This is a genomic window from Arthrobacter sp. JDC6 (genome assembly GCF_056484025.1).
The window spans coordinates 348,410-368,886 of the sequence record NZ_CM151278.1 but is presented as its reverse complement, the minus strand read 5'-3'; the positions used below and the strand labels follow the sequence as shown (position 1 = coordinate 368,886).

The following is a 20,477-nucleotide window of genomic DNA, read 5'->3' as shown; positions in this document are numbered from 1 at the left end:
ACAGTTAGGACTTCAACGATGACGACCTCAGTAGAAACCACCAAGCACTACGTTCCGGATGACCTGCCCAGCCACATCCAGCACTACATCAACGGCCAGTTCGTGGACTCAATCTCCGGCAAGACCTTCGATGTCCTGGACCCGGTGTCCAACCGCAACTACGCCACCGCCGCGGCCGGCCAGAAGGAAGACATCGAGCTCGCCGTCGCCGCCGCCCGTGAAGCATTCGGGAACGGCCCGTGGCCCCGGATGAAGCCCCGTGAACGCGCCCGTGTCCTGAACCGGATTGCCGACGCCGTCGAGGCCCAGGAAGCCCGGCTCGCCGAACTCGAAACGTTCGACACCGGCCTGCCGATCACCCAGGCCAAGGGCCAGGCCCTCCGCGCTGCGGAGAACTTCCGGTTCTTCGCCGACCTGATCGTGGCCCAGTTCGATGACGCCATGAAGGTCCCCGGCTCCCAGATCAACTACGTCAACCGCAAGCCCATCGGCGTCGCCGGCCTGATTACGCCGTGGAACACCCCGTTCATGCTGGAGTCGTGGAAGCTCGCCCCGGCGCTGGCCACCGGCAACACCGTGGTCCTCAAGCCCGCCGAATTCACCCCGCTGTCCGCCTCCCTGTGGGCCACCATCTTCAAGGATGCAGGGCTGCCGGACGGCGTCTTCAACCTGGTCAACGGCCTGGGCGAGGAGGCCGGCGACGCCCTGGTCAAGCACCCGGACGTCCCGCTGATCTCCTTCACCGGCGAGACCACCACCGGCCAGACGATCTTCCGCAACGCCGCGGCCAACCTCAAGGGCCTGTCCATGGAGCTCGGCGGCAAATCCCCCTGCGTCGTGTTCGCCGACGCCGACGTGGACGCCGCCATCGACTCCGCCCTGTTCGGGGTCTTCTCCCTCAACGGGGAGCGCTGCACCGCCGGCTCACGCATCCTGGTGGAGCGCGCCATCTACGACGAATTCTGCGAAAAGTACGCCGCCCGGGCAAAGAACATCGTGGTGGGTGACCCCCATGACCCCAAGACCGAAGTGGGAGCCCTGGTCCACCCCGAGCACTACGACAAGGTGGCCTCCTACGTGGAGATTGGAAAGTCCGAAGGCCGGCTCCTGGCCGGCGGCGGCCGCCCCGGCCACCTGCCCGAAGGCAACTACATCGCACCCACGGTGTTCGCCGACGTCGCGCCCGATGCCCGGATCTTCCAGGAGGAAATCTTCGGACCCGTCGTGGCCATCACCCCGTTCGAGAACGACGACGAGGCCCTCGCCCTGGCGAACAACACCAAGTACGGCCTGGCCGCCTACATCTGGACCCAGAACCTGACCCGCGCCCACAACTTCTCGCAGAACGTCGAGGCCGGCATGGTGTGGCTGAACAGCCACAACGTCCGCGACCTGCGCACCCCGTTCGGCGGCGTCAAGGCCTCCGGCCTGGGCCACGAGGGCGGCTACCGCTCCATCGACTTCTACACCGACCAGCAGGCCGTGCACATCACGCTCGGCACCGTCCACACCCCCAAATTCGGCGCCTGAACCCAACCAGCTCGCATTTGTTGTCGTTTTGAGGCCTCAAAACGACAACTACTGCCAGTCAGTTGGGGAAGAAGCCCCCTTTCAAAGAAGAGAGACCATCATGACCAACTTCGTTCCCACCCCCACCGTCCCGGCACCGGACATCGTCCGCTGCGCCTACATGGAGATCGTGGTCACCGACCTCGCCAGGTCCCGCGAGTTCTACGTCGACGTCCTGGGCCTGCACGTCACCGAGGAAGACGAGAACGCGATCTACCTGCGCTCCCTGGAGGAATTCATCCACCACAACCTGGTGCTCCGCAAGGGACCCATCGCCGCCGTCGCCGCCTTCGCCTACCGGGTGAAGTCCCCTGCGGAGGTGGATGCCGCCGAGGCCTACTACAAGGAGCTCGGCTGCCGGGTGGAGCGCCGCAAGGAAGGCTTCACCAAAGGCATCGGCGACTCCGTCCGCGTGGAGGACCCGCTGGGCTTCCCGTACGAGTTCTTCTACGACGTGGAGCACGTGGAGCGGCTCACCCAGCGCTATGACCTCTACTCCGCCGGTGAACTGGTCCGCCTGGACCACTTCAACCAGGTCACCCCGGACGTCCCGCGCGGCCGCAAGTACCTGGAGGACCTGGGCTTCCGCGTCTCCGAGGACATCAAGGATGCCGACGGCGTCACCTACGCCGCCTGGATGCACCGCAAGCAGACCGTCCATGACACCGCCCTGACCGGCGGCAACGGCCCCCGCATGCACCACGTCGCGTTCGCCACGCACGAGAAGCACAACATCATCCAGATCTGCGACAAGATGGGCGCCCTGCGCATCAGCGACCGGATCGAACGCGGCCCCGGCCGCCACGGCGTGTCCAACGCGTTCTACCTCTACATCCTGGACCCGGACGGCCACCGCATTGAGATCTACACCCAGGACTACTACACCGGCGACCCGGACAACCCCACCATCACCTGGGACGTCCACGACAACCAGCGCCGCGACTGGTGGGGCAACCCCGTGGTCCCCTCCTGGTACACCGAGGCCTCCCTGGTCCTGGACCTGGACGGCAACCCGCAGCCGGTCATCGTCCGCGAGGAAAAGTCCGAGATGGCGGTCACGGTGGGCGCCGACGGCTTCTCCTACACCCGCAAGGACGGCTCGCCCGAAGGCGACCGGACGGGCTTCAAGCTGGGAGTCCAGGTCTAGCCATGCTGGAGCCCACGACGATTGAGGCCATCGCGGACGAGCTGGTGGAAGCCGGCCGGACCCGCACCCCTGTCCCCCGCCTGACCGCCCGGTACCCGGAGATGACGGTGGAGGATTCCTACGCGGTGCAGCAGCTGTGGCGGCGCCGCAACGAGGACGCCGGCCGGACCCTGGTGGGGCGCAAGATCGGCCTCACGTCCAAGGCCATGCAGGCCGCCACCGGCATCACCGAACCGGACTACGGCGCCATCTTCGATGACATGGTGCTGGAGACCGGCTGCTCCGTTCGGTGGGACCAGTACACCCACCCGCGCGTGGAGGTGGAGCTGGCGTTCGTCCTCAGGGACGGACTCAAGGGCCCGGGCGTGACCATCTTCGATGTCCTGAAGGCCACCGACTACGTGGTTCCGGCCCTCGAAATCCTGGACTCCCGGATCGAGATGGAGGGCCGGACCATCGTGGACACCATCTCGGACAACGCCGCCATGGGCGCCATGGTGATCGGCGGCAACCCGGTCAAGCCGGACGCCGTTGACCTGCGCTGGGTCTCCGCCATCCTCTACAAGAACCAGACCGTGGAGGAAACCGGCGTGGCCGCGGGCGTGCTGGACCACCCCGCCAACGGCGTGCACTGGCTGGCCAACAAGATCGCCGCCCACGGCGACGCGCTCAAGGCAGGCGACATCATCCTGGCCGGCTCGTTCACCCGCCCACTGTGGGTGTACAAGGGCGACACCGTCCACGCCGACTACGGACCCCTGGGAGCTGTGACATGCCGTTTCGAATAGAAGACACCTTCCGCTCCGCCCTGGCTGCGCAAAAACAGAAGGGAAAGGCAGGCCGCCCGCTCGCCGGGATGTGGGTGTGCTCCGGCAGCCCGCTGGTCGCCGAACTCTGCGCGGGGGCAGGGCTGGACTGGCTGCTGGTGGACGCGGAGCACAGCCCCAACGGCCTCGAGTCCATCCTCGCCCAGCTCCAGGCCATCCATGGCTACCCGGTCCACACCGTGGTCCGGCCGCCGGTGAATGACACGGTGGTGATCAAGCAGTACCTGGACCTGGGGGTTCAGAACCTGCTGATCCCCATGGTGAATTCGGTGGCGGAAGCGGAGGCGGCGGTTGCTGCCACCCGCTATCCGCCCCACGGCGCCCGCGGCGTGGGCTCGGCCCTGGCCCGCGCCGCACGCTGGAACCGGGTCCCGGACTACCTCGCCCGGGCCAGCGAGACCATCAGCGTCACCGTCCAGATTGAATCGACGGCGGCCGTCGAGGCTGTGGAGGACATCCTCAAAGTCGACGGCGTGGACGCCATCTTCGTGGGCCCCTCCGACCTCGCCGCTTCCATGGGCCTGCTGGGACAGCAGGAACACCCCGAGGTGCGCGCCGCCGTCGAACACTGCCTGTCCGTTGCCAAGGCGGCCGGGAAACCCGGGGGCGTCAACGCCTTCGCTCCCGCCACGGCCGAGCACTACCTCGCCAACGGCGCGGACTTCATCCTGGTGGGCGCCGACGTCGCACTCCTCGCCCGCGGTTCCGAGGCCCTCGCAGCAAAGTACATTCCCCACGCCGACGGCGACACCCCCGCCAGCTACTGACCTTCCCTTCCTAAGGACTTCCCATGACACTTTCTGCGATCTCCCCTGCCTTTTCGCCGGAGCATGAAGCCTCGCTCCTGGCTTCCGTCCCCACCGGCCTGCTCATCAACGGTCAGTGGCGCGAGGCGTCCGACGGCGGCACGTTCGACGTGCACGACCCCGCCACCGGGGAGGTGCTCGCCACCCTCGCCTCCGCCACCAGCGAAGACGCCATTGCCGCACTCGATGCAGCCGACGCCGTGCAGGCGTCCTGGGCGCGCACCGCACCTAGGACCCGGGCGGAGATCCTCCGGCGGGCCTTCGACCTGGTGACCGAGCGGGCCGAGGACTTCGCCCTGCTGATGACCCTGGAAATGGGCAAACCGCTGGCCGAGGCCCGCGGTGAGGTCACCTACGGGGCAGAGTTCCTGCGCTGGTTCGCCGAGGAAACCGTCCGCGACTATGGCCGCTACCTCACCACCCCGGAGGGCAGGAACAAGATCCTGGTCCAGCACAAACCCGTGGGCCCCTGCCTGCTCATCACCCCCTGGAACTTCCCGCTCGCCATGGCCACCCGCAAGGTCGCCCCCGCCATCGCCGCCGGCTGCACCATGGTCCTCAAACCCGCCAAGCTCACCCCGCTTACGGCGCAGTACTTCGCCCAGACCATGCTCGACGCCGGCCTTCCCGCCGGGGTCCTCAACGTCGTCGCATCCTCCTCCGCGTCCGGGATTTCCGGCCCGCTCCTGAAGGACTCAAGGCTGCGGAAGGTCTCCTTCACCGGCTCCACCCCCGTCGGCAAGCGCCTCATGGCAGACGCCGCGCAGAACGTGCTGCGCACCTCGATGGAGCTCGGCGGGAACGCGCCGTTCATCGTCTTCGAAGATGCCGACCTGGACAAGGCCGTCGAAGGGGCCATGGCAGCCAAGATGCGGAACATGGGCGAAGCCTGCACCGCGGCCAACCGGTTCCTGGTCCACGAATCCGTGGCGCAGGAGTTCACCCGGAAGTTCGCCGCCGCCATGGGCGCCCTGCACACCGGGCGCGGCACCGAGGCGGCCACCCAGGTGGGACCCCTCATCGACGCAGGCGCCCGTGATGAGGTGCATGCACTGGTGAGCGCCGCCGTCGACGCCGGAGCAGTGGCCGTGACCGGCGGCGCACCGGTGGACGGACCGGGCTACTTCTACCAGCCCACCGTCCTGGCCAACGTGCCCAACCACGCGGCGATCCTTGGCCAGGAAATCTTCGGCCCCGTAGCCCCGGTGACCACCTTCAGCACCGAGGAAGACGCCATCCGGCTCGCCAACAACACCGAATACGGCCTCGCGTCCTACCTCTACAGCCGCGACTTCAACCGCCTCCTGCGCGTCGCGGAACAGATCGAATTCGGCATGGTCGGGTTCAACGCCGGCGTCATCTCCAACGCCGCCGCACCCTTCGGCGGCGTCAAGCAATCCGGCCTGGGCCGCGAAGGCGGCTCCGAAGGCATCGCCGAATACACCACCACCCAATACATCGGCATCGCCGACCCCTACGCCGGGTAACCGCGGGGAAGAAGCACCTGCCGCCCTGGTCGAAAGGGTGGCAGGTGCTTCTTGACGCGGGTCAGCCGACGCGGGTGTAGCTGATCTCGGTCGCCCCCGCCGGCGCCGCGGGAAGTGTCACGTACGTGCCCTGGGCCCTGTTGCCATGTCCGGGAAGGGCTCCGGGCCCCGTGACGTAGCTGCCCTCAAGCTTCGGCGATACCTCCGATCCGGGTGGCAACGTAACGTAGCTGCCCCCTCGGGAGATGTCGGTAGGTGCTGTTGCGGGCGCTTCAGTGAGCTCGGACTCTACGGTCATGGTGTTCTCCTGCTTGTCGGGGGCGTCGACGACGCAAAACCCAGCACCTGTGCGCCGTGGCGCAATAAGGGCCGCGGTACCGCTGCTGGGCGTTTGACGGGGTCGTTTGCCTGGATCCGGGGAGGAGTTACCCGGCGGTTCTCGAGGGCTTCGCCGGCCTGATCCCCACCCTAAGGCTTAATCTGACAAGTTCACAATAAGGCGGGCTGATTTTTACGCCGTTCCCTCTCCGCCAACAGTCCTGCGCACAAACACAAGAGCGGGGGCGGGCACTCACCCAAACTGGGGAGTAACCCGCTACGCCGACCGGCTGGCGTCCTCGCCTACTCGATGTGGAGTATCCCTTGGAAACGTACGATGCACTTCTTGCCTCCATTGCCCCCGCTGCCGGCACTGGCCGGACCATCCTCAATCCGGCCACGGGCGAACCGGTAGGCGAAGCCCCCGTCCACAGCCTCGATTACCTGGAAAGCGCCGTGGCCGCAGCCGTGGCCGCGCAGCCAGCCTGGGCTGCCCTGGGCCACGACGCAAGGTCCGCCGCGCTGCTCAAGGCAGCCGACGCCGTCGAACGCTCCGCCGAGGAACTCGCCCAGCTGCTCTCCCGCGAGCAGGGCAAACCGCTGAACGGTCCAAACGCCCGCTTCGAAGTGGGCGCCTGCGTCGCCTGGCTCCGCGCCACGGCCGGCCTGCCGCTGGAACCGGAAACCATCGTGGACGACGGTGAGACCCGCGCTGAGCTGCATTACCGGCCCATCGGCGTGGTCGGGGCGATCGGCCCGTGGAACTGGCCCATGATGATCGCCGTCTGGCAGCTGGCGCCGGCCCTGCGCATGGGCAACACCGTCGTCGTCAAGCCCTCCGGCAACACCCCGCTCTCCGTGCTGGCGCTGGTCAAGGTCCTCAACGAAGAACTCCCCGAAGGCATCCTGTCCGTGGTGTCCTGCGGCCGCGAGGTGGGCGCCCGCCTCACCGACCACCCGGCGATCGGCAAGATCATGTTCACCGGCTCCACCGCCGGCGGCCGCGCCATCATCAAGTCCTCCGCCGACACCGTCAAGCGGCTCACCCTGGAACTTGGGGGCAACGACGCCGGCATTGTCCTGCCCGACGCCGACCCCAAGGCCATTGCCACGGACATCTTCTGGGGCGCCTTCCTCAACACCGGCCAGACCTGCGCCGCGCTCAAGCGCCTCTACGTCCACGACGACATCTACGACGCCGTTTGTGACGAGCTCGTGGCGGTCGCCAAGCAGATGCCCATGGGCAACGGCCTGGACGAGAACAACGTGCTGGGACCGCTGCAGAACAAGGCGCAGTACGACGTCGTGGCCACCCTCGTGGAGGCGGCCAAGGCTTCCGGGGCACGCGTCCTGCTGGGCGGGAACCCGGATACCAGCCAGCCCGGCTACTTCTACCCCACCACCCTGGTGGCGGACATCGACAACGACAACCCGCTGGTGGCCGAGGAACAGTTCGGCCCCGCCCTGCCGATCATCCGCTACGGCAGCATCGACGAGGCGGTGGAAAAGGCGAACGGGCTCGACGTCGGCCTGGGCGCCTCCGTCTGGTCCCCCAACCTGGAAGCAGCCCGGGAGGTCGCGGCCCGCATCCAGGCCGGAACCGTGTGGATCAACCGGCACGGCGCCGTGGACCCGCGCATCCCGTTCGGCGGCGCCAAGCAGTCCGGCTACGGCGTGGAATTCGGCGTGGAGGGCCTCAAGGCCCTGGGCGTACCGCAGGTGATCAACGGCTGATGTTGACGCGGGAGCCCGGCACGCAAGGTTGCCGGCGCCGGGCTCCCGGGGCTTCGCGGCGCTACCCCATGGCCGGGGCCGTGGACGTCCGGCCGGCGAACTGCCGGCGGGCCCACCGGGCAAGTTTCTTGCCCTTGCCCTTCCACCAGTTGTCCTCGTCCTGGTTGTGGTGGAACCGGAAAACAATGGCCACCAGGACAAACATGCCCATCACCACGTCCACCCAGGAGGACACCACCAGGGCGATGAAGACGGTCATGGCATTGGCCACGATCGACGGGATCGCCAGGGTACGGAAGACGGTGCTGGCCACGTAACGCCGGTGGGACCGCGGGACGGACAATTCACGGACCATGTCAAAGCAGACGCAGACCACAACAATGGTCTGCCCGATGGCCAGCAGGATCTGCCCCGGCAAGGAGCTGCTGAACGCGGCCACGGATTCCATCCCCGGGCTCATGGCCGGACCCGGGTTGAAGCAGCTTCGCTGAGAACCTTAAACACGAAAACCCCCAGAAATTGCGGAACCATCGCCGCTGATCCGGCGATGGTTCCATTCAAATTCCAGGGGGCTTTTCCGTCACGAGTAGCGGGTACTCATATTTGTCCGGGGCACCGGGAAACGCTACCTGCTCTCCGGCATCCCGTTATTGTCCGATCGCACTTATTGTCCGATCGCCCGGGGCCGCCACAGCATGACCGCCTGTGACCGGGGCCGGGGGCGCTGGCCACGGGCCAGGCTCACCACATCGCCCGCGGCGCCGGCGGCGAAGATGCGCGAATCCACGGAACGCGGCCGCCGCCCGAGTTCCTCGGTGAGTTCAGCGATCCGGCTCTGGAGGGCTGCCACCTGGTTTTCGAGTTCCAGGATGCGCTTGATCCCCTCCAGCGACACACCTTCGTGCGACAGCCGCTGCACTTCCCGCAGCATGTTCACGTCACGCTGCGAATAGCGCCGGGACTTTCCGGGGGCACGGCTGGGCTTGACGATGCCAAGCCTGTCGTACTGCCGCAGGGTCTGGGGGTGCATGTCCGCCAGCTCTGCCGCCACCGAAATCACAAAGATCGGCTGGTCAGCATTGATGTCCACGGCTCACCTCCGCGCCTAGAGCCGGGCCTTGGCTGCCAGGCCCTCGCGAACGTCCGCCGACGACGTGGCCTCGGCGAACGCCTTGACCGCAGCTTCGGCGTCCTTGTTGAGATTCTTGGGAACCGCGACGTCGATCGTCACCAGCAGGTCGCCGGTGGCCTTGGGCGTCTTGACGCCTTTGCCCTTGACCCGCAGGGTACGGCCGGACGGCGTGCCTGCCGGGACGCGGACCTTGACCTTGTCGCCGTCGATGGTGGGAACTTCGATGTCCGCGCCCAAAGCAGCCTCCGGGAAGGTGACGGGGACGTGGATCCGGAGGTTGTCGCCGTCGCGCGTGTAAAACGCATGTGGCTGGACCGACACTGAGACCACCAGGTCACCATTGCCGGCAGGACCGGGCTGGCCCTTGCCACGCACGCGGACCTTCTGGCCGTCCTTGATACCCGCGGGAACCCGGACATCGATGACCTCGCCGCTGGGTTCACGCAGGCCGATGGTGGTGCCGCGGATGGAGCCGGCAAAGGAGATGCTGGTCGACGCGGTCCGGTCGGCGCCCTTCTGCGGGGCACGCTGGAATCCGGGGGCGCCGCCGAAGCCGCCGAAGAGGTCGGCGAACTCGGGCGGGATGCCGCCGGCGGAGGGATTGAAACCACCGGCGTGCCGTCCGGTATTGCCGGTGAACAGGCCGCCGAACATGTCCTCGAACCCGCCGTTGGGGGCGCCGGCGCCGCCGGGAGCAAAGCGGGCCCCGCTGCCCATGGCCCGGATGGCGTCATACTGCTGGCGCTCATCCGGATCCGAAAGCACCGAATAAGCCTCGGAGATGTCCTTGAACTTCCTCTCGGAAGCGGCGTTCCCCGCATTCGTATCAGGGTGGTGCTGCCGCGCAAGCTTCCGGTAGGCCTTCTTGATGTCGGCGTCGGAAGCGTCCTTGGCAACACCAAGGATCTTGTAAAAGTCCTTGTCCACCCAATCCTGGCTAGCCAATGGCGTTTCCTTTCAAAGTACAAAAGCGTTAGGGCGAGATTACCGCTGAACGCCGGAGCGGATGAGGGGGCCCGGGCGGGACCCCCTCATCCGCGGAGGCGAGGGGCAACTAAGCCGGGACGGCCACGATCACCTGGGCTGCGCGGAGGACACGGTCGCCTGACTTGTAGCCGGAGCGGAGGACCTGGCTGACGGTGTCAACCTCGATGTCCTCGCCGGGCTGCTGGATCAGGGCTTCGTGGATCGTGGGATCGAACTCCACGCCGGTTTCGTCGATGCGGACCAGGCCGTAGGTCTTCAGCGCGTTCTCCAGTTTGGTGGCGATCGCGGCGAAGGGGCCGTCGGTGAGGTCACCGTGCTGCCGTGCGGCGTCGACGTCGTCCAGAACCGGGAGCAGGGAATTCAGGACGCCGATGACGGCCATTTCCCCTGCCACGGCACGGTCGCGTTCAACGCGCTTGCGGTAGTTGACGTACTCAGCCTGAAGGCGGAGCAGGTCGTTGCGCAGTTCGGCTGCCTCGGCGCCGGCGGACCCTGCGGGCGCACCCTGGGCCACGGATTCCTCGGCCGGCACGTCCACGCCGTTGAGAATCTCCTCGGCCTGGGCCAGCGCGTCGCCGTCGGAATCTGCTGCCCCGGCCCGGGAACCGGCCCCCGGAGCGGACTGGCCGCCCTCGGGGTGCCGGGCCTGCCCGGTCACCGGGTCAACCTTGCGGTTGTCCCGGATGACGGGCTCCTGGCCGTTGCCCTGCGTGTTCTGCTGGCTTGCGGATGTGTTGTGCTCTTCCTCGTTACCGTGGTGCGGCATGGGTTACTTCTTCGCTTCGTCTTCGTCGATGATTTCGGCGTCGACGATGTCCTCGTCCTTGGAACCTGCCGAAGCTCCGGCGGCACCTTCAGCACCTGCAGCACCTGCAGCGCCTGCGCCGTCCGGCGAACCGGCCTGGGCGTAGATGGCCTCGCCCAGCTTGGTCTGGGAAGCCTGCAGCTTCTCGAACGCGGACTTCACAGCGGCGTCGTCGGTGCCTTCAAGGGCCTTCTTGAGGCTGTCGACGTCGGCCTGGACCTCGGTCTTGACCTCTTCGGGCAGCTTGTCCGCGTTGTCGGCGATCAGCTTGTCCACGGAGTAGGCAAGCTGCTCGGCCGTGTTGCGGGTGTCGGTTGCCTCGCGGCGCGCCTTGTCCTCGGCTGCGTGCTCCTCGGCGTCGCGGACCATCCGGTCGATGTCTTCCTTGGAGAGGCTGGAGCCACCGGTGATGGTCATGGACTGCTCCTTGCCAGTGCCCTTGTCCTTGGCGGAGACGTGCACGATGCCGTTCGCGTCGATGTCGAAGGTGACCTCGATCTGCGGAATACCGCGCGGTGCCGGGGCGATGCCGGTGAGTTCGAACGTGCCCAGCGGCTTGTTGTCGCGGGTGAACTCGCGCTCGCCCTGGAAGACCTGGATGGCCACGGACGGCTGGTTGTCATCCGCCGTGGTAAAGGTCTCGGACCGCTTGGTGGGGATGGCGGTGTTGCGCTCGATCAGGTGCGTCATCACGCCACCCTTGGTTTCGATGCCGAGGGACAGCGGGGTGACGTCGATCAGGAGGACGTCCTTGCGCTCACCCTTCAGCACGCCGGCCTGCAGGGCTGCGCCGACTGCGACGACCTCGTCCGGGTTCACGCCCTTGTTGGGCTCCTTGCCGCCGGCCAGTTCCTTCACGAGGTCGTAGACGGCGGGCATACGGGTTGAACCGCCCACCAGCACGATGTGGTTGATGTCGGAGAGCTTGATGCCGGCTTCCTTGATGACGTCGTGGAACGGCTTCTTGGTGCGCTCCAGCAGGTCCTTGGTGAGGTCCTGGAACTTGGCGCGGGTCAGCTGCTCGTCCAGGTGGACCGGGCCGTCGGGGGTGACGGAGAGGTACTGGAGCGAGACGTTGGTGCTGGTGGAGGAGGAGAGTTCCTTCTTGGCCTGCTCAGCTGCTTCGCGGAGGCGCTGAAGGGCGATCTTGTCCTTGGAGAGGTCGATGCCCTTCACCTTGAGCTGGTTCAGCAGGTAGTCAACGACGCGCTGGTCCCAGTCGTCGCCGCCCAGGCGGTTGTCACCGGCGGTGGCGCGGACCTGGATGGTGGAGAAGTTGTCTTCGTCCTTGCCGACTTCCAGCAGGGAGACGTCGAAGGTGCCGCCACCGAGGTCGAAGACCAGGATGAGTTCGTCTTCCTTGCCCTTGTCCAGGCCGTAGGCCAGTGCCGCGGCGGTGGGCTCGTTGACGATGCGCAGGACGTTCAGGCCTGCGATTTCGCCGGCTTCCTTGGTGGCCTGGCGCTCGGCGTCGTTGAAGTAGGCCGGGACGGTGATGACGGCGTCGGTGACCTTTTCACCCAGGTAGGACTCGGCGTCGTTCTTCAGCTTCATGAGGATACGCGCGGAAATTTCCTGCGGGGTGTACTTCTTGGCGTCGATGTCCACCTTCCAGTCGGTGCCCATGTGGCGCTTGACTGAAGCGATGGTGCGCTCGATGTTGTTGACGGCCTGGCGCTTGGCGATTTCGCCAACCAGGACCTCGCCGGACTTGGAGAATGCAACGACCGACGGCGTGGTGCGGCCACCCTCGGCGTTGGCAATAACGGTGGGCTCGCCACCTTCGAGAACGGAGACGACGGAGTTGGTGGTTCCGAGGTCGATACCTACTGCACGTGACATGTGTTGCTTCCTTCTTTCCTTGGAAACTGGTTGGCGCCCTAAGCGTTGAGCGTTCTGCACTCAACTTTACTCAGGGCGCCACCGATGTCAATCCAAGGTTGAGTGCAGTCCGCTCAACTTTGGATGCCGCACCGGATAACAGCCGCGGTATTCCTTGGATTTCCGGGCTTCTGCGCGCAGAATTACGACGCCGGAAGGCGGGTTCGCTTTAGGAGAACGCGGCGCCGGGCCACTCAGCGCTCCGTGTCCCGGTCGCCGTGCAGCGGGCCGCGCTCTTCCGCCGTCGCCTGGACCTGGCGGTCGGTAAGCCCTTCGCGGACGGCCTCCTCTGTTCGGGCACCGCCGGCTGTGCCGGCCTCCCCGTAGTCGCCTTCCTCGTATTCGCCGTCGGCAAGGTCCCGCCCGGGCCCGTTGACGGTACCGCCGGCGCCATGGTCCGCGTCCACGTATTGCCCGCCTTCGCCCGCACCTCCGGCAGGGGCCCCAACCGTTCCGGCATCGCCGTAGTTGCCTTCCGGATACTGGTCGTCCCGTTCGCCCGCCGGCCTTTCCACGGCTCCGGCATCGCCATAGTCACCATCCACGTACTGCCCGCCCTCACCCTCCAGTCCGGGTGCGCTGCTTCCCTTGCGGGGCTCCTCGGCTGCAACTTCAGGGTTCTCGGTCATGGTGCATCTCTCCTTCGAGGCTCCGCGTCCATGCGGGCGCACTGGCAGTCTATCGACGGCCCGCGCGCACCAACAGGGCTTCGCCGGCACCTATCGGGAGGCCCCTGCCGGCAGGCCGGCGATGCCTGCCAGGACGGCGAGGTGATGGTCGAAGAGGTCAGCGGGCGCATGGAAGGTATCCGGCCCGTACTGGTTGAACACCTCGAAGCTGACAGCACCAAAGAGGGAGCTCCACACCAGGACACCCCTCGCCACCAGTTCCTCCGGAAGGTCCAGGCCAAACTCGGAACGGATGGCGGCAAGGTCCCTGCCCAGGGTTGGCGGCAGTTGTGGTGCGCCTTCGGCCGGAACTGCCAGCTGCCCTGCCCGGGAAGCTGCATCCAGGATGCCGATGAGGCTGACGATCACCCTGGTGCCCGGGCCCGTCGTGCGCTCCGCCGGGGCGCTGTAGCCGGGCACGGGGCTGCCAAAAAGGAGCGCGTAGCTGGCAGGCTCGCGCAGGGCCCATTCCCGGACCGCGCGGCCCAGCGCCCGGAAGCGGGCAGCGTGGTCATCCTCCGGCGCTTGGGCGACGGCGGCGTCCACCGCGTCCCCAAGCTCGCCGAAGGCGTCTATCAGCAACAAGGTCAGGAGCTCGTCCCGGCTCTCCACATAGCGGTAGACCGCGGAGGACACCACCCCGAGGTCCCTCGCCACCGCCCGCAGGGAGAGAGCGGCCGCACCGTGCGTTGCCAGGTGCTGCCGCCCCAGGCGGACGATATCCGCCACGGTTTGCGCCCTTGCCCGTTGCCGCGGGGTGAGGGGGCGGACAACAGTGCCGGCTGTTTTTTCGACGTCAGTCACGGGTCCAGCATGCCATAAACGAGAGCGCCGGAATCAAAAGAGAGCACCGCTCTTGACTTAGCCGGCTTATGGGGTCATGCTTTTTCCGAGAGCGGTGCTCTCGGAAAAGGAACAAGGAGGCCATAATGGCAGATGTGTACGTAGTAACCGGAGCGGGACCGGTGGGGTGGACGGTGGCCGAACAGTTGGCAGACCTGGGACGGCAGGTGCGCGTCCTCACGCGGTCGGGCATCGGACCACAGCACCCGCTAATCGAGCTCATCGCCGGTGATGCGAAGGATCCCGAGGTTCTGCGATCAGCCCTGGCCGGCGCCCGGGCCGTCTTCCACTGCATTCACGGCTCGGCGTACACCGCCGCGGCATGGCGGGCGGAGCTTCCCGCCGCCGAGCAGGCGGTCCTCACTGCGGCGCACCAAGCGGGTGCCGTCGTCGTATTCCCGGAAAGCCTCTACTCCTACAGCGAGCCGGACAGCGTGATGACGGAGGGCAGCCCGCGCCACGCTGCGGGCGGCAAACGCGGGGTGCGGACGGAGCTGCTCCGGGCCCGCGAGGCCGCCACAACGCCAACGGTGAGCGTGGTGGCAGGCGACTTTTTTGGTCCCCGCGTCCGGATGGCGCACGGCGGGGAGCGCATGGTGGTGCCCATCCTGGCGGGGAAGAACGTCAGCGTGGTGGGCAGCTCACGGCAGCCGCACTCGTTCACGTACGTCCCGGACCTGGCCACGGCGATGATCGCGGCGGCGGACAGGCCCTCCGCCTGGAATGCCATATGGCACGCCCCCACGGGTCCGGCCCTTACCCAGATGGAGCTGGCCCACGCCTTCGCCGCCGCGGCAGGACGGCCGGCGCCCAAGGTGCGCGCCCTGCCCGGCTGGACCCTCCGCACCGCCGGGATGCTCTCAACCGACGCCCGCGAGCTGGCCGAGATGCTGTACCAGTTTGAGCGGCCGTTCATCATGGACTCGGCCGCGTCCCAGGCTGCCCTGGAAGTCGGTCCGACTCCGCTGGAAACGGCTGCTGCCGCCACCGTGGACTGGTGGCGGCAGCAGGGTTAGTGCTCCGAGGTTTAGCGCTTTGGCGCAGGGTCAGCGGCTGGGCACTTCTTCCAACGGCTCGACGCCGGGCTCCCGCGGCCGGGCTGCATTCCCGCCGTCCGCGCGCCCCAGCTTGCTGGGCCACCAGATCTTCGGTCCGATGTCGTAGGCCAGGGCCGGCACCAGCAGCGAGCGCACCAGGACGGTGTCCAGCAGCACACCGAACGCCACTATGAACGCCAGCTGCACCAGGAACATGATGGGAATGACGCCAAGCGCTGCAAATGTGGCCGCGAGCACCACGCCCGCGGAGGTGATGACCCCTCCGGTCACCACCAGGCCACGGAGTATGCCGGGCCGGGTGCCGTGCTTGAGCGACTCTTCACGGACCCGGCTCATCAGGAAGATGTTGTAGTCCACGCCCAGGGCCACCAGGAACACGAAGCCAAACAGCGGAACCGTCGCATCCGCGCCCGGGAAGCCAAGGATGTTGTTGAAGACAAAGGCCGACACACCGAGCGCCGCCGCGTAGGAAAGCACCACGGAGAGCACCAGCAGGACCGGGGCCACGATCGAGCGCAGCAGCAGCATCAGGATGAAGAGGATCACCACCAGGACCACCGGAATGATGACCACCAGGTCGTGCTGGGCGGTGGTGTTGGTGTCCAGCGCCGTAGCGGTGACGCCGCCCACCAGGGCGTCGGGATCGACGGCCTTCACTCCGGCCCGCAGCGCCTTGACGGTTTCCTCCGCTTCCAGCGAGTCCGCCGCGTCGTTGAGGGTGGCGTTGATGATCACCTTTCCTTCGCGGACGTCCGGGGCGCTGGGAGCCCCGGGGGCTCCGGTGATGGGGACGCTGCCCGGTCCCAGCAGGTAGGCCTCGCCCACGCCGTCGTCCGCTTTCACGCGGTCCAGCACCTCGGCGGCCTTGGCCTGGTCAGCAATCACGACGGCGGGGCTCCCGCTGCCGGCGTCGAAATGGCGGGCCAGTGCGTCCTGGCCGTCGACGGCGTTGGAGGCGGTGAGGATGACGTCGGTCTGCGGTACGCCGTTGGCCTTCAGCTGGAACAGGCCGCCTGCCGCAACCAGCAGCAGGAGGACCGAAGCCACCCAGACGGTCCTGGGCCGCCGCGCTACCAGCGAACCGGTGGCACGCCACAGCCCCTTCTGGCCTTCCAGGCCCGTAACCAGTTCGGGTTCACGCTGGTCTGCAGGGAGGAGCTTGGGACGGAACGGCCAGAAGGCTGCCCGGCCCAGCAGGGCCATCAGCGCGGGCAGCAGGGTCAGCGCTGCGAACAGGGCACACAGGATGCCTGCGGCCGCCACCGGTCCCAGCGCCTTGTTGGAGTTCAGGTCGGAGAAGAGCAGGCACAGCAGCGCGATGATCACGGTGGCGCCGGACGCCAGGATGGGCTCGAAGGACGCCTTCCAGGCGTTCAGGACAGCCGCGGTGCGGTTGGTGGTGTGGGTGAGCGCTTCCCGGAAGCGTGCCACGAACAGCAGGGCGTAGTCCGTGGCCGCACCGATTACCAGGATGGAGAGGATGCCCTGGCTTTGGCCGTTGAGCTGGATCCAGCCGGCTTTGGCCATGCCGAACACCAGCAGGATTGCTGCGCACAGGGCAAACACGGAGGTCAGCAGCACCGTGATGGGCAGCAGCAGGGACCGGTAAACGATGAGGAGGATGACGAACACCGCGGACAAGGCCACCAGCAGGAGGATGCCGTCAATGCCGCCGAAGGCTGCGGTGAGGTCGGCGGCAAGGCCGGCGGGGCCGGTCACGAAGGTCTGGGCACCTGCCGGGGCCGCTTCTGTGACAGTCCCGCGGAGTTCCTTGACCGCATCCTTGAGCTCAACCGAGGACCCCACCGGGACCACGAACTGCACCGCCTTGGCGTCCTTGGAGGGAATCGGGCCGATCACCGTGCTGCCCAGTTTGAGGTCTTCAAGGCTGGTCTTGAGCGTGGCCAGCTCCCCCAGCTGGGCGGGAGTGAAAGCCTCGCTTTTCTCGATGACGATGATCCCCGGGACCTCATCCGAGTCCCGGAACTTTGCCTGCCAGTCCTGCGCCTCGGTGGCCTCGGCGCTGGCGGGCAGGAATGACGCCTGGTCGTTGGAGGAGACCTCCTCCAACCGGCCGAAGGTGGGGCCGCCGACCCCGGCGAGACCCAGCCAGATCAGCACCAGGACGACAGGGACCAGCCAGCGCAGCCAGAAAGGGACTCGCTCCTTGGCAACTTTATTGCGGTTCATGGCGCCTTCCATCGATAAGCGGGCGGAGTAGTATTTGTTCCAGCATAGATTATCTCCACCATAGAGATAAGTGGCTGCCAAGCTTTTTTCGGCAGGTAGGGGACGAATGCCGGGCCTGCAGTAATATCCGTCAGTACGGCCGGACGGAAGTGTGGGCGTGGAACCAGGAAGGCAGGGAGGTGGGCATGGCACGCAAGACGTCAGCTGGCGCGGCACCAGGACCATCCGGCGGCCCTCCCGGTGGTCCGCCACACCCGCTGATCCGCCTCCTGCAGGAGTTCACCATGGAGGCCAACCGCTATGTGGATGTCGCCGGCGGCAGGAAGGACATGCACCGCACGGACATGAATGCCCTCGCCGTCATCATGCGGCACACGGCCGCCGGGAGCGTGGTGACGCCCGGGGTCCTGCGCAAAGAGCTGAACCTGAGCTCGCCTGCCACCACCGCCCTCATCGACCGACTGGACCACTCGGGGCATATCGTGCGCGAGCGGAACAGCACGGACCGGCGCCAGGTCCAGCTGAAGATGACCCCCAAGGCCTTCCAGGACGGGGGCGCTGTCTTCGCTCCCCTGGCCCAGCACATGGGCAGCGCCATGGCGGACTTCTCGCAAGACGAGCTGGAAACAGTCACACGCTTCATGACCGCAATGGTGGAGGCCACGGTGGCTGCCCGGAGCGAGTCCGCCGATAGCTAGGTGACATTCCCGGAAGGCTCAGGAAAGGGCCGTTTCGGATGTCCGAAGACGGCCCTTCCTGCTTCCCCCAATCAGGGCGGCGCCCGGGGACTAAGGCGCCTTGGGTCGAAGCGCCACCAGCCACCCGGCCCACTCGCGGGCCGCACTGAAGTTCCACGTCTTCGCCCCGCTTGGCCCCGCTGCCGCCTGGATGCCATCCGCAACTTCGAAGCGGCGCGCACCGGTTTCCACTGCCTGGGACATCCCGGCCGGCGAAGTCAGGGTCACGGAGCTTGAGTTGACGCTCATGCATCCCACAAGCATCGCGTTCGCGGCCGTGGTGGCCACCGCTGGAATGGTTCCCGACGATGCCGCCGCGCCCGAGCCGGACGTGGCAGCGGTGTCGGGCCCTGAGGCGCCGGAATACCTGGCGATGCCTCCCCCGCTCGTCGTCGAAGAGGTGGTCCAGGCATAATCCGCCGGCTCGGTCCCGATGGCGACTTTGTAGTAGCCGTAGACCTTGGGGTTCGCGATATTGGTCACCGATGCCAGCACTGTCCACCCGGCGGGGACACCTGACGTTGCGATGGTACCGCCCGTGAGGGACACGCAGCTGACCAGCAGGTCGCCCTGGGCGACATTGGCCGGCTTGGGGATCCTGAGGGTGGTGGTTGCCGTGGTGTTCACGGCCTGGCTCACTGACTCGCGGACGATGGTGCCGCCGCCGCCGGTGTTGCCGGAGGTGACGCTCCAGGCCTGCGTGGCCGCCGTGGCGTCCGTATTGCCGGCGGCGTCGGTGGCCCACACGCTGAAGTTATGCGATGCAACCGCCAGTCCTGAGTACGTCTGTGGCGAGGTGCACGCTGTCCGCGCCGCCCCGTCCAGGCTGCACTGGAAGGTTGAATTGGCCTCACTCGAGGTGAATGCGAAGGAGGCACTGGTCGACGTCGTTGTCGCGGGCGGTCCGGAAGTGATGGTTGTCTCGGGCGGCGTGGTGTCCCCCGGCGGAGGCGGAGTGGAGGTGCCGGCCCCGATCTTCCGGGGGTCGTAGGCCGCATCGACGAGCAGGGCAGGTACGTAGGCGGCTGCGATGGACTGCCATGGTACGAGCTTGAAGTTCTGCTTGCCGGTGTCGTTGCTGGTGTCCTGGGTGACAAAGAAACCCTGGGGGAACGGGCCCCCAACCCCGAAGTTGGTGACGTCTATGCCGTCCATGCCCGTGACAGCATCGATTCCGTTACCGGCCGGGATGGCGAAGGCCCCCAATGGCCGGTTGTCGTCGCGGGAGTAGACGTGGAACCGGTTGGAGCCCTGGCTTGCTGCCAGCAGGTAGCCGGCGCCCCCGCTGCCGTAGTAGATGCTGATGCCCTTGATGTCCTGGACGATGTCCCCGCCGTTCTCGGTGGTGCTGACAACCTTCGTCCCCGCGGTTGAATCCCCGGGTTCAGCCCCGTACCGCCAGATTCCGCCGATATCCTCCTGCGCAATGTAGAGCCGTTTCATCTCGTCATCGGCCACCAGGCCCTCGGTGTGGGCGGGGCCGCTTACGGTCCAGCTGCGCACGAGCTTGCCGGTGACCGATCCGGTGGAGCCGTCAAGCTCCCACTGCTCGACCTTGCCAACGTCAGTGACGTAGGCAAAGTACTTGCCGGTGTCCGGCGAGTGATAGAAAGAGAACCCGCGGGGTGTGGCGATGTTGGAGGTCGGCGCAAAGCTGCCCACCTTGGTGAGCGAACGGTCGGCCTCGTTGACCTTGTAGAAGTCAAGGCTCCGGACCCGGTTGCTGACACCCACCAGGCCCACTCGGCTGCTGCCGAGGGGGAAGTTGTAACGGACGTCCACATTGTTCATCCGCCCGTCGGGGTAATAGAACAGTTCCCGGCCCGACAGGTCATAGACCACCAGACCGTGGCCATCCGTGCTCTTGTCCGTGCCGATGATGGTGCTCTTCGACGGGTCGGTGGGATGGATCCAGATCGCTGCGTCGTCCGCAGCGTCCCCCGTTCCGTGCATTGGGGCAGTTTCCACCGTCGCATTCACCTGCGCCACGGCCGCGTTTGCCGCCGGGGCACCCAGTCCCGCGAGCAGTCCGGACAGCAGTCCGCCCACCGTCAATGCGGCAGCCAACCTCGATTTGAGCGTCACTCTTGCCTCCCCAATACTGGTTGCCGCACCTGTTCGGCGGCAACGGCGGTGTCATGGAACGTCCAGCGAGGTCAGGAGCCCGGCGCCGGCTGGAGGGCCATCGTATTCCCGGCCGCAGGCAGGGGGATACGGGGATAGCACCCATACCTTCGGGCCCGCCTTCCGGGGGCTGCATGACGCGGACCGGGCGTCCGCTCATGCAA

The 20,477-nt window shown here is 66.9% G+C and carries 18 protein-coding genes; 8 read left to right on the top strand and 10 right to left on the bottom strand.

Features of this window, described 5'->3' with window-relative positions; translation table 11 throughout:
- Positions 1–18: 18 nt before the first annotated feature.
- The 5 genes from hpaE (at position 19) to ACV095_RS01640 (ending at position 5,836) form a co-directional block, all read left to right on the top strand.
- A complete protein-coding gene (hpaE, locus tag ACV095_RS01660) occupies positions 19–1,530 on the top strand; it encodes a 5-carboxymethyl-2-hydroxymuconate semialdehyde dehydrogenase (RefSeq protein WP_478222768.1) in 1,512 nt (503 codons plus the stop codon).
- 100 nt (positions 1,531–1,630) lie between these two features.
- Positions 1,631–2,716, top strand: a complete 1,086-nt coding sequence (gene hpaD, locus ACV095_RS01655) for a 3,4-dihydroxyphenylacetate 2,3-dioxygenase (RefSeq protein WP_018770014.1) — start codon at positions 1,631–1,633, stop codon at positions 2,714–2,716.
- Positions 2,717–2,718: 2 nt separating this feature from the next.
- Entirely contained in the window at positions 2,719–3,504 is a 786-nt protein-coding gene (gene hpaH / locus ACV095_RS01650; protein WP_056391900.1) for a 2-oxo-hept-4-ene-1,7-dioate hydratase, read from the top strand.
- Positions 3,489–4,310 carry an HpcH/HpaI aldolase family protein gene (locus ACV095_RS01645; protein WP_478222767.1) on the top strand — a complete coding sequence of 274 codons (822 nt, stop codon included), beginning with the start codon at positions 3,489–3,491 and terminating at the stop codon, positions 4,308–4,310. The genes hpaH and ACV095_RS01645 overlap by 16 nt, the downstream gene beginning before the upstream one ends.
- Positions 4,311–4,333: 23 nt before the next feature.
- Positions 4,334–5,836, top strand: coding sequence for an NAD-dependent succinate-semialdehyde dehydrogenase (locus ACV095_RS01640; RefSeq protein WP_056391902.1), 1,503 nt, complete (start codon positions 4,334–4,336; stop codon positions 5,834–5,836).
- Positions 5,837–5,897: 61 nt separating this feature from the next.
- Here ACV095_RS01640 and ACV095_RS01635 read toward each other — a convergent pair whose 3' ends face one another.
- The gene (locus tag ACV095_RS01635) at positions 5,898–6,134 is read right to left on the bottom strand and encodes a hypothetical protein (protein WP_478222766.1); all 237 of its coding nucleotides are present in this window, start codon (positions 6,132–6,134) and stop codon (positions 5,898–5,900) included.
- A gap of 344 nt (positions 6,135–6,478) precedes the next feature.
- Here ACV095_RS01635 and ACV095_RS01630 point away from each other — a divergent pair, with 344 nt between their 5' ends.
- Complete coding sequence (locus ACV095_RS01630) at positions 6,479–7,888, top strand: aldehyde dehydrogenase family protein (protein WP_478222765.1); 1,410 nt, start codon at positions 6,479–6,481, stop codon at positions 7,886–7,888.
- Between the two features lie 61 nt (positions 7,889–7,949).
- On the opposite strand, the gene ACV095_RS01625 is transcribed toward ACV095_RS01630, so the two are convergent.
- The 7 genes from ACV095_RS01625 to ACV095_RS01595 all read right to left on the bottom strand — a co-directional run bounded on the left by ACV095_RS01625 (position 7,950) and on the right by ACV095_RS01595 (position 14,165).
- On the bottom strand, positions 7,950–8,336 hold the full coding sequence (locus tag ACV095_RS01625; protein ID WP_018770008.1) for a hypothetical protein: 387 nt from the start codon (positions 8,334–8,336) through the stop codon (positions 7,950–7,952).
- 216 nt (positions 8,337–8,552) lie between these two features.
- Complete coding sequence (locus tag ACV095_RS01620; RefSeq protein WP_018770007.1) at positions 8,553–8,978, bottom strand: heat shock protein transcriptional repressor HspR; 426 nt, start codon at positions 8,976–8,978, stop codon at positions 8,553–8,555.
- Positions 8,979–8,993: 15 nt separating this feature from the next.
- On the bottom strand, positions 8,994–9,965 hold the full coding sequence (locus ACV095_RS01615; protein ID WP_026265889.1) for a DnaJ C-terminal domain-containing protein: 972 nt from the start codon (positions 9,963–9,965) through the stop codon (positions 8,994–8,996).
- A gap of 109 nt (positions 9,966–10,074) precedes the next feature.
- Positions 10,075–10,773: a nucleotide exchange factor GrpE gene (locus ACV095_RS01610; protein ID WP_018770005.1), complete on the bottom strand. Its 699-nt coding sequence runs from the start codon at positions 10,771–10,773 to the stop codon at positions 10,075–10,077.
- 3 nt (positions 10,774–10,776) lie between these two features.
- Positions 10,777–12,654, bottom strand: coding sequence for a molecular chaperone DnaK (gene dnaK / locus ACV095_RS01605; protein ID WP_018770004.1), 1,878 nt, complete (start codon positions 12,652–12,654; stop codon positions 10,777–10,779).
- Positions 12,655–12,887: 233 nt separating this feature from the next.
- The gene (locus ACV095_RS01600; RefSeq protein WP_478222764.1) at positions 12,888–13,322 is read right to left on the bottom strand and encodes a hypothetical protein; all 435 of its coding nucleotides are present in this window, start codon (positions 13,320–13,322) and stop codon (positions 12,888–12,890) included.
- A gap of 90 nt (positions 13,323–13,412) precedes the next feature.
- On the bottom strand, positions 13,413–14,165 hold the full coding sequence (locus ACV095_RS01595) for a TetR/AcrR family transcriptional regulator (protein ID WP_478222763.1): 753 nt from the start codon (positions 14,163–14,165) through the stop codon (positions 13,413–13,415).
- Positions 14,166–14,290: 125 nt separating this feature from the next.
- On the opposite strand from ACV095_RS01595, the gene ACV095_RS01590 reads away from it, so the two are divergent.
- Entirely contained in the window at positions 14,291–15,220 is a 930-nt protein-coding gene (locus tag ACV095_RS01590) for an NAD-dependent epimerase/dehydratase family protein (protein WP_478222762.1), read from the top strand.
- 30 nt (positions 15,221–15,250) lie between these two features.
- Here the strand turns inward: ACV095_RS01590 and ACV095_RS01585 are convergent, their stop codons facing one another.
- Positions 15,251–17,452, bottom strand: a complete 2,202-nt coding sequence (locus tag ACV095_RS01585) for an MMPL family transporter (RefSeq protein ID WP_478222761.1) — start codon at positions 17,450–17,452, stop codon at positions 15,251–15,253.
- Between the two features lie 185 nt (positions 17,453–17,637).
- Here ACV095_RS01585 and ACV095_RS01580 point away from each other — a divergent pair, with 185 nt between their 5' ends.
- Positions 17,638–18,150: a MarR family winged helix-turn-helix transcriptional regulator gene (locus ACV095_RS01580; protein ID WP_051081386.1), complete on the top strand. Its 513-nt coding sequence runs from the start codon at positions 17,638–17,640 to the stop codon at positions 18,148–18,150.
- A 90-nt stretch (positions 18,151–18,240) separates the two neighbouring features.
- Here ACV095_RS01580 and ACV095_RS01575 read toward each other — a convergent pair whose 3' ends face one another.
- Positions 18,241–20,274 carry a phytase gene (locus ACV095_RS01575; RefSeq protein ID WP_478222760.1) on the bottom strand — a complete coding sequence of 678 codons (2,034 nt, stop codon included), beginning with the start codon at positions 20,272–20,274 and terminating at the stop codon, positions 18,241–18,243.
- Positions 20,275–20,477: the final 203 nt, after the last annotated feature.

Excerpts from the sequence above, each read along its gene's own strand:
- hpaE (WP_478222768.1), top strand. The coding sequence starts at position 19 with ATGACGACCTCAGTAGAAACCACCAAGCACTACGTTCCGGATGACCTG.
- hpaD (WP_018770014.1), top strand. The coding sequence starts at position 1,631 with ATGACCAACTTCGTTCCCACCCCCACCGTCCCGGCACCGGACATCGTC.
- hpaH (WP_056391900.1), top strand. The coding sequence starts at position 2,719 with ATGCTGGAGCCCACGACGATTGAGGCCATCGCGGACGAGCTGGTGGAA.
- ACV095_RS01645 (WP_478222767.1), top strand. The coding sequence starts at position 3,489 with ATGCCGTTTCGAATAGAAGACACCTTCCGCTCCGCCCTGGCTGCGCAA.
- ACV095_RS01640 (WP_056391902.1), top strand. The coding sequence starts at position 4,334 with ATGACACTTTCTGCGATCTCCCCTGCCTTTTCGCCGGAGCATGAAGCC.
- ACV095_RS01635 (WP_478222766.1), bottom strand. The coding sequence starts at position 6,134 with ATGACCGTAGAGTCCGAGCTCACTGAAGCGCCCGCAACAGCACCTACC.
- ACV095_RS01625 (WP_018770008.1), bottom strand. The coding sequence starts at position 8,336 with ATGGAATCCGTGGCCGCGTTCAGCAGCTCCTTGCCGGGGCAGATCCTG.
- ACV095_RS01610 (WP_018770005.1), bottom strand. The coding sequence starts at position 10,773 with ATGCCGCACCACGGTAACGAGGAAGAGCACAACACATCCGCAAGCCAG.
- dnaK (WP_018770004.1), bottom strand. The coding sequence starts at position 12,654 with ATGTCACGTGCAGTAGGTATCGACCTCGGAACCACCAACTCCGTCGTC.
- ACV095_RS01600 (WP_478222764.1), bottom strand. The coding sequence starts at position 13,322 with ATGACCGAGAACCCTGAAGTTGCAGCCGAGGAGCCCCGCAAGGGAAGC.
- ACV095_RS01590 (WP_478222762.1), top strand. The coding sequence starts at position 14,291 with ATGGCAGATGTGTACGTAGTAACCGGAGCGGGACCGGTGGGGTGGACG.
- ACV095_RS01585 (WP_478222761.1), bottom strand. The coding sequence starts at position 17,452 with ATGAACCGCAATAAAGTTGCCAAGGAGCGAGTCCCTTTCTGGCTGCGC.
- ACV095_RS01580 (WP_051081386.1), top strand. The coding sequence starts at position 17,638 with ATGGCACGCAAGACGTCAGCTGGCGCGGCACCAGGACCATCCGGCGGC.